Genomic DNA, 6,783 nt, shown 5'->3' with positions numbered 1-6,783 from the left:
CGCCCGCTGGGCATCAGTGACCGACAACGGCGGAATCTTCGGACCCGGACGACTCATGCCCAACTAACGATGAATCTCCGACTCAGGTCACTAGGCGTGGGCGCGGCCCGCGCCCGAGGGGCCGCCGCCCCCCTCGTCGCCGTCCTCGGGGAGCTTGCAGACCCGTTCGAGGAACAGCGCCGCGGCGATCACAGCGATCCCCGCCAGGACGGAGAAGCCCGCGTAGATCGCCTGGTCGCGGCGGGCCGGGATATCCAGGGAGCCCAGCAGGAACACCCCCGTACCGCCGTACATCCCGCTCACCAGCGCCGCCACCAGCGCGCTCGCCTGGCCGAACACCACCGCGCGCGCGGCCATCAGCGGTTCCACGCCCTTGGCGCCGGGCCGCCGCTCCCGCTGCGCCTTCAGCCGGGAGCGCAGGGACAGCGCCGTCGCCGTCAGGATCGCCGCGATCGCTGCGAGCACGATCGGCGCGGCCAGCGGCACGCTGGGCAGCGTCCCGAAGGACTCCCACATGCGGGCGCCCGCCCACGACAGCACCCCCGCCCCGGCGAAGAGACCGGCCAGCACCCCGAGCCGTAGCTGCTTCACCGAGAGCACACGTCCTTCCCCTGCTTCTTCCCGTGACAGCGTCCGATGGGCCCGCTGATGAGTCCGCTGACCTCAGAGCCTAACGACTACTCCGGCAGCCGGAGTTCCAGATCGGCGCGGGCGAGCACGCCCTCCTGCCCGACTCCGTCCAGCAGCCGGGCGACCGGCCCCCGGCCCGGAAGCTGAGCCTCCGGCTCTATGTCGTGCCAGGGCGCGAGCACGAACGCGCGCTCGTGCGCCCGGGGGTGCGGCAGCGTGAGCGAGGGATCGTCCGAGACCTCGTCCGCGTACGCCACGATGTCGACGTCGATCGTGCGCGGCGCCCAGCGCTCCTCGCGCACCCGGTCGAACGCCTCCTCGATCGCCTGTCCGCGCTCCAGCAGCGAGGCCGGCGGCAGGGTCGTCTTCACCACGACCACCGCGTTGAAATACGACGGCTGGGAGCCGGGATCCACGCCCCACGGCTCCGTTTCGTACACCGGCGACACGGCCTTGACCCGCAGGCCCGGGGTGTCCTCCAGCGCGTCGATCGCGCCCTGGAGGGTCTCCAGCCGGTTCCCCAGGTTCGACCCGAGGGAGATCACGGCCCGCCGCGGATTGGAGAGCGTACTGTCCGCCGCGTCCACCTGCTCCACCACGGACGCGGGTACGGGCTGCACTGTGGGGTCGCTCATACACGGCTCCGGGTGATCGTCACGGTCACATCGTCGAACGGCACGGTGATCGGCGCGTCCGGCTTGTGCACGACCACCTCGACCTCCTCGACGCCGTCATGCTTCAGGCACTGCTGGGCGATCCGCTCCGCCAGCGTCTCGATCAGATCGACGGGCTCGCCCTCGACGACCGCGACGACCTCCTCCGCCACGATGCCGTAGTGCACGGTCTTCGCCAGGTCGTCGTCCGCCGCCGCGGGCCGGGTGTCGAGACCGAGCACCAGATCCACGATGAAGGTCTGCCCCTCCTCGCGCTCCCGGGGGAAGACGCCATGGTGCCCGCGGGCCTTGAGGCCGCGCAGCGCGACACGATCCACGCGAATCACTCCTGCTGTCGTAGGTCGGAAGGGCGAGCGGCCGCGCCGCGGCGGCTCCTGTGCCCTCTTCGAATCTACCTGCGGGCACTGACACCCCATGCCCACGGGTGGGTGTGGCGGCCGGTCCGGGGGCCGGTCGGCCGCGTCCGCCCAGTGGAGGAGACCCCGAAACCCGTACGCCGTAACCCGTACGCCGGAACCTTTGTTCCGGGGAAACCCGAGCGAGAGGCACTCAGGAACCGGACGTCTCCTCGGGGCCCTCGTCGTCGCTCTCCGTCAGGACGGGCGAGCCGTGGTGCGACCAGATGCGCCAGCCCTCCGGCGTGCGCCGGAACACATTCGTGGCGACCACGAGCTGCCCCACCAGCGGACCCAGCTCCCCGGCCTCCTCCGCCGGGCCCCCGCTGAGGATGTTCTCCGTACAGGTCACCAGCGCGGTGTCGCCGGACAGGCTCACCTTCACATCGGTCAGGAAGAACTGGATGTACTCGGTGTTCGCCATGATCAGCGCGTACGAGCGCAGCACCTCGCCGCGGCCGGAGAGCACCGGCCAGCCGGGGTGGATGCAGGAGATCCCGTCGTCCAGCCAGAGATCGGACAGGGCGTCGAAGTCCCCGCGCTCCACCGTCTCGTAAAAGATGGTGTTGGCCTCTTCGACCAGTTCGACGTCGGTACGGCTCACCGGGCGGCCTCGACGGCGCGCGCGACCCGTACGGCGTCGGCCGTGGCCCGTACCTCGTGGACGCGGACGGCCCACGCGCCCTCGTGTGCCGCGATCGCGGAGACCGCGGCGGTGGCGGCGTCCCGCTCCCTGGCCCGGGGCGGGACGCCGTCCTTCGCCAGTACGTGCCCCAGAAAGCGTTTACGGGACGCGGCGACGAGAAGCGGGCGGCCCAGCGCGGTGAAGTCACGGACATGAGCGACGAGCGCGAGATCGTGGCCGGCGTCCTTGCCGAAGCCGAGGCCGGGGTCGAGCACGATGCGCTCGGGAGCGATACCGCCGTCGACGACCGTGTCCATGCGGTCGCGCAGCTCCGTGATGACCTCGGCGACGACGTCCTCGTACACGGCCCGGCTGTTCATGTCCTCGCTGAAGCCGCGCCAGTGCATGACGACGAACGAGACGCCCGCGGAGGCGACGGCCGGGACCATGGCGGGGTCGGCGAGTCCGCCGCTGACGTCGTTGACGAGTACGGCTCCGGCCGCGACGGCCCGGTCGGCGACGGTCGCCCTCATGGTGTCGACGGAGACGGTGACGCCCTCTGAGGCGAGGCCCCGGACGACCGGCAGGACACGGCGCAGCTCCTCGTCCTCGTCGACCCGGCTGGCCCCGGGCCTGGTGGACTCACCGCCGACGTCGATGAGGTCGGCGCCGTCGGCGACGAGGGCGAGGCCGTGTTTGACGGCGGCGGTGGTGTCGAACCAGCGGCCGCCGTCGGAGAACGAGTCCGGCGTCACGTTCACGACGCCCATGACCGCGCAGCGATCCCACTCGGGCAACCCAAGCAACGTACTCATACGCCCAGCCTAGGCCCGCCTCGCCCCGGCGCCTCCCCGCGCCTCCGCCGTACCCCTCCCGCCGGGTCCGGGGCGCCCCGGACCCTGTCGGGCGGACGGCTTCCCTGGGCGGGGCGGGCCTCAGGCGCGGGAGGGGCCGGGAAGGGCGTGCGCGCACGGGGGAGGGGGCTTGGAGGTGTGCCCGGGGAGGAGGGGCACGGGCACAAAACCCTCCGCCCGCATCGCCGCCCAGCCGATCCGCGGCAGATCCCGGCCGCTCCGGAACACCACGAACCTCGGCTCCCACCTCGGCCGGAACTTCGCGTTGAACCGGTACAGCGACTCGATCTGGAACCACTGCGAGAGAAACACCAGCAACCCGCACCACATCCGCAGGACCGGCCCCGCGCCGATCTTCTCCCCGCGCGCCAGCGCCGAGCGGAACATCGCGAAGTTGAGCGACACTCGGTCGATCTTCAGCTCCGGAGCCGCCCGGAGGGCCGCGACGATCAGGAGTTCGTTCATGCCGGGGTCCGCCGAGCGGTCGCGCCGCATCAGCTCCAGGGACATTCCGTCCGCGCCCCACGGCACGAAGTGGATCACCGCCTTCAGGTCACCGTGCGCGGAGTCCGGGTCCCCCGTGTCTCCCTCGTCTCCCTTGTGCGCGGTGGCGATCACCGCGTCCCCGTCGGACGGGTCGCCGATGCGCCCCAGTGCCATGGAGAACCCGCGTTCGGTGTCGGTGCCGCGCCAGTCCCCGGCGGCGCGGCGGATCCGGGTCAGTTCCCCCTCGGTGAGGTCGCAGGCGCGCCGTACGCGAGTGGTGTACCCGTTGCGCTCAATGCGCTTCACCATCTGCCGTACGTTTCGCATCGCGCGCCCGCCGAGTGAGAAATCCGCGACGTCCACCACCGCCTCGTCCCCCAGCTCCAGCGCGTCGAGGCCGGTCTCGCGGGTCCAGACCTCGCCGCCGGTCTCGGAACAGCCCATCACCGCGGGGGTCCAGGAGTGCGCCTCGGCCACGTCCATGAAGCGCTCGATCGCGCCCGGCCATGCCTCGACGTCGCCGATGGGGTCGCCACTGGCGAGCATCACTCCCGAGACGACCCGGTAGCAGATCGCCGCCTTCCCACTGGGCGAGAAGACCACCCCCTTGTCCCGGCGCAGCGCGAAGTGGCCGAGGGAGTCACGGCCGCCGTGCCGGGCGAGCAGCTCGCGCAGCCTGTGCTCGTCGTCCTCGCTGAGGTGTACGGCCGGGCGCTCGGGCCGCAGCGCGAGACGGAGCGTGGTGGCGGCGGTCAGCAGGCCGAGCGCGCCGAGGGAGTACGCGACGGTCCAGGAGTCGTCGCCGTCGTAGACGACGGGACCCGGGATGCCGACGAGCCCCGACAGAGTGTGCTCCAGCCGGTCGGTGAGGCTCGGACTGCCGATTCTGCTGCCCGGGTGCGCGCTGACGACGACCAGGCCGAGGCCGATCGAGCCCGCTCCCATGAGGACAAAATTCGCCAGTGCCTTCCAGCGGCCGCGCGGATCGGGCAGCGCCGCGAACTGCCCGCGGTGCCGCAATAGCAGGACCATGACAAGCAACGAGACGACCGCGCCGACGACCGAGTTCCGGTGGACGAACAGCGCGACCGCCCCGACCGGTAGCAGGATCACGGCCGCCCGCCAGGCCCGGCGCTTGCGGCGCCTGAGACCGTGGGCGAGCAGCAGGAGGAGCACCCCCACGCTCAGCGAGAGCGCGGCGGCGACCGGGCTGGTCCCGCCCGGCAGCACCTCGGTGAGCGTATGAGCGCGGCTGTGCCTGAAGCGCGGGACGACACCCGCGACGATGTCGATCAGGCCGACGAGAGTGCAGGCCGTGCCGACCAGTGAGGGAACGGATTCGGGCCGGGGCCCGCGCAGCATCCGCCGCAGTCGCCCAGTCGGTGCCGTGCTGCGCCGTGACCGTCCGTTCCGCGGCCCCGCGTTCCGGCGTATCCCTTTCATGGAAAATCGTGATTTGTCCCCATCTGCTGGTGCAGCCATCGCATCCCGTGATTCCGCGAGAGAGTGGTGGCCCGTGTGCCGGCGGTCGACCGGCTCGGGAAGATGTGCGACCTCTAGGACGGAAGTTCCCAGGGGCCGGTTCACTCTTCTTCACAGAAAAGTCACGCATGGGGTCGCGACCCACCCCGGAGCCGGGGCGGGCGGCGGGGGCGGGGTTTCCGGTCCGGCGGGCTCCGGGGGCGGCCGTATCGCGGTCGGCACGGCCCTCCGGGCCCGACCCCGGACCGGTCCGGGGTCGGGCCCGGAAGGGCGGCTCGGGGAGTCGGATCGCGTGGGAAGGGTGCCTCCGGTAGCCGGACCGGTCCGGCAACCGGGTCCCTCGGTCGGCCCGGCCGCCTTCCCCCGGTCAGTCCTTCGTGAGCCTCGTCGGGGTGCCGGCGACGGCGTCCGCCCCTTCCGAGGAGTCCATCACTCCCGAGGAGTCCACGGCGCCCACGCTCGCGATCGACTCCAGGTCGACCTCCGTACGGGGAATGTCCTGCGCGTCCGCGTCGATCGAGCGCCGCAGCGCCTCGTGCAGCCTCGCCGGGGTCAGCACCCCGAGGAAGCGGCCCGTCTCCTCCTTGTCGATCACCGCGATCCACCCCGCGTCGTGCTGGAGCATGGTGGAGAACGCCTGCTTGAGGGAGGCGCCGAGCGGCAGCCAGGCATCCATCCGGCGCGCGTGCTCCCGTACGGAACCCGGCACGCGCGCGTGCTCCGCGGAGAGCCAGCCGTGCAGATCCCCGTCGCCGTCCAGGACGACGGCCCAGCGCGCGCCGAGTTCCCGGGGAAGCGGGTCGTCGAGCCGGACGACGGGCGGCTGGTCGAGGTCGCTCTCCTCGATGGGGGTGACGGAGAGCCGCTTGAGACCGCGGTCGGCACCGACGAAGTCCGCGACATACGGCGTCGCGGGGGTGCCGAGCACCGCGGCCGGCGCGTCGAACTGCTCGATCCGGCCCTGTCCGTAGACAGCGATACGGTCCCCGAGGCGCACCGCCTCCTCGATGTCGTGCGTGACGAAGAGCACGGTCTTGCGGACCTGGGACTGGAGCCTGAGGAACTCGTTCTGGAGGTGCTCGCGCACCACCGGGTCCACCGCGCCGAAGGGCTCGTCCATCAGCAGGACGGGCGGGTCGGCCGCGAGCGCCCGGGCCACGCCGACACGCTGCCGCTGTCCGCCGGAGAGCTGTTCGGGGTAGCGGTCCCCGTAGGTCGCGGGGTCCAGTCCGACGAGATCGAGGAGTTCGGCGGCGCGCTCGCGGGCCTTTCCGCGCTGCCAGCCGAGGAGATGGGGGACGGTCGCGGTGTTCTCCAGGACCGTCTTGTGCGGGAAGAGGCCGACCTGCTGGATGACATAGCCGATACGGCGGCGCAGCTGGACCGGGTCGACGGTGGATATGTCCTCGCCGTCCAGGAATATCCGGCCGTCGCTGGGCTCGATCAGCCGGTTGACCATCTTCATGGTGGTGGTCTTCCCGCAGCCGGACGGTCCGACGAGCGTGACCAGTTCGCCCTCGCCCACCTCGAACGACAGATCGTCGACGGCCGTCGTGCCGTCCGGATAGCGCTTGGTGACGTGCTCGAAACGGATCATGGTTCCCCATTGTGGCGGGTGTTGTGTGAAGGCAATGTTG

General features: G+C 71.5%; 7 protein-coding genes. All 7 read right to left on the bottom strand.

Translation table 11 applies throughout. The annotated features are described in order from the left end of the window. Positions 1-90 precede the first annotated feature (90 nt). Entirely contained in the window at positions 91-591 is a 501-nt protein-coding gene (locus ACFYT4_RS30650) for a DUF3180 domain-containing protein (protein WP_389276207.1), read from the bottom strand. Positions 592-677: 86 nt separating this feature from the next. After that, entirely contained in the window at positions 678-1,265 is a 588-nt protein-coding gene (folK, locus tag ACFYT4_RS30645) for a 2-amino-4-hydroxy-6-hydroxymethyldihydropteridine diphosphokinase (protein WP_389276204.1), read from the bottom strand. Continuing rightward, positions 1,262-1,621 (bottom strand): dihydroneopterin aldolase, encoded by a 360-nt coding sequence (gene folB, locus ACFYT4_RS30640; protein WP_389276201.1) that lies wholly within the window; start codon positions 1,619-1,621, stop codon positions 1,262-1,264. Before folB ends, folK begins: the two co-directional genes overlap by 4 nt. Before the next feature lie 232 nt (positions 1,622-1,853). Then, positions 1,854-2,303, bottom strand: a complete 450-nt coding sequence (locus tag ACFYT4_RS30635) for a nuclear transport factor 2 family protein (protein ID WP_389276198.1) — start codon at positions 2,301-2,303, stop codon at positions 1,854-1,856. After that, entirely contained in the window at positions 2,300-3,139 is an 840-nt protein-coding gene (gene folP / locus ACFYT4_RS30630; protein WP_389276195.1) for a dihydropteroate synthase, read from the bottom strand. Before folP ends, ACFYT4_RS30635 begins: the two co-directional genes overlap by 4 nt. Before the next feature lie 120 nt (positions 3,140-3,259). Next, entirely contained in the window at positions 3,260-5,026 is a 1,767-nt protein-coding gene (locus tag ACFYT4_RS30625) for a phosphatidylglycerol lysyltransferase domain-containing protein (protein ID WP_389276192.1), read from the bottom strand. Positions 5,027-5,513: 487 nt separating this feature from the next. Then, positions 5,514-6,743 carry an ABC transporter ATP-binding protein gene (locus tag ACFYT4_RS30620; protein ID WP_389276189.1) on the bottom strand — a complete coding sequence of 410 codons (1,230 nt, stop codon included), beginning with the start codon at positions 6,741-6,743 and terminating at the stop codon, positions 5,514-5,516. Positions 6,744-6,783: the final 40 nt, after the last annotated feature.

This window comes from Streptomyces sp. NPDC004609, assembly GCF_042873655.1.
Classification (GTDB): Bacteria; Actinomycetota; Actinomycetes; order Streptomycetales; family Streptomycetaceae; genus Streptomyces.
This window is presented reverse-complemented; position numbering and strand designations above follow the sequence as displayed.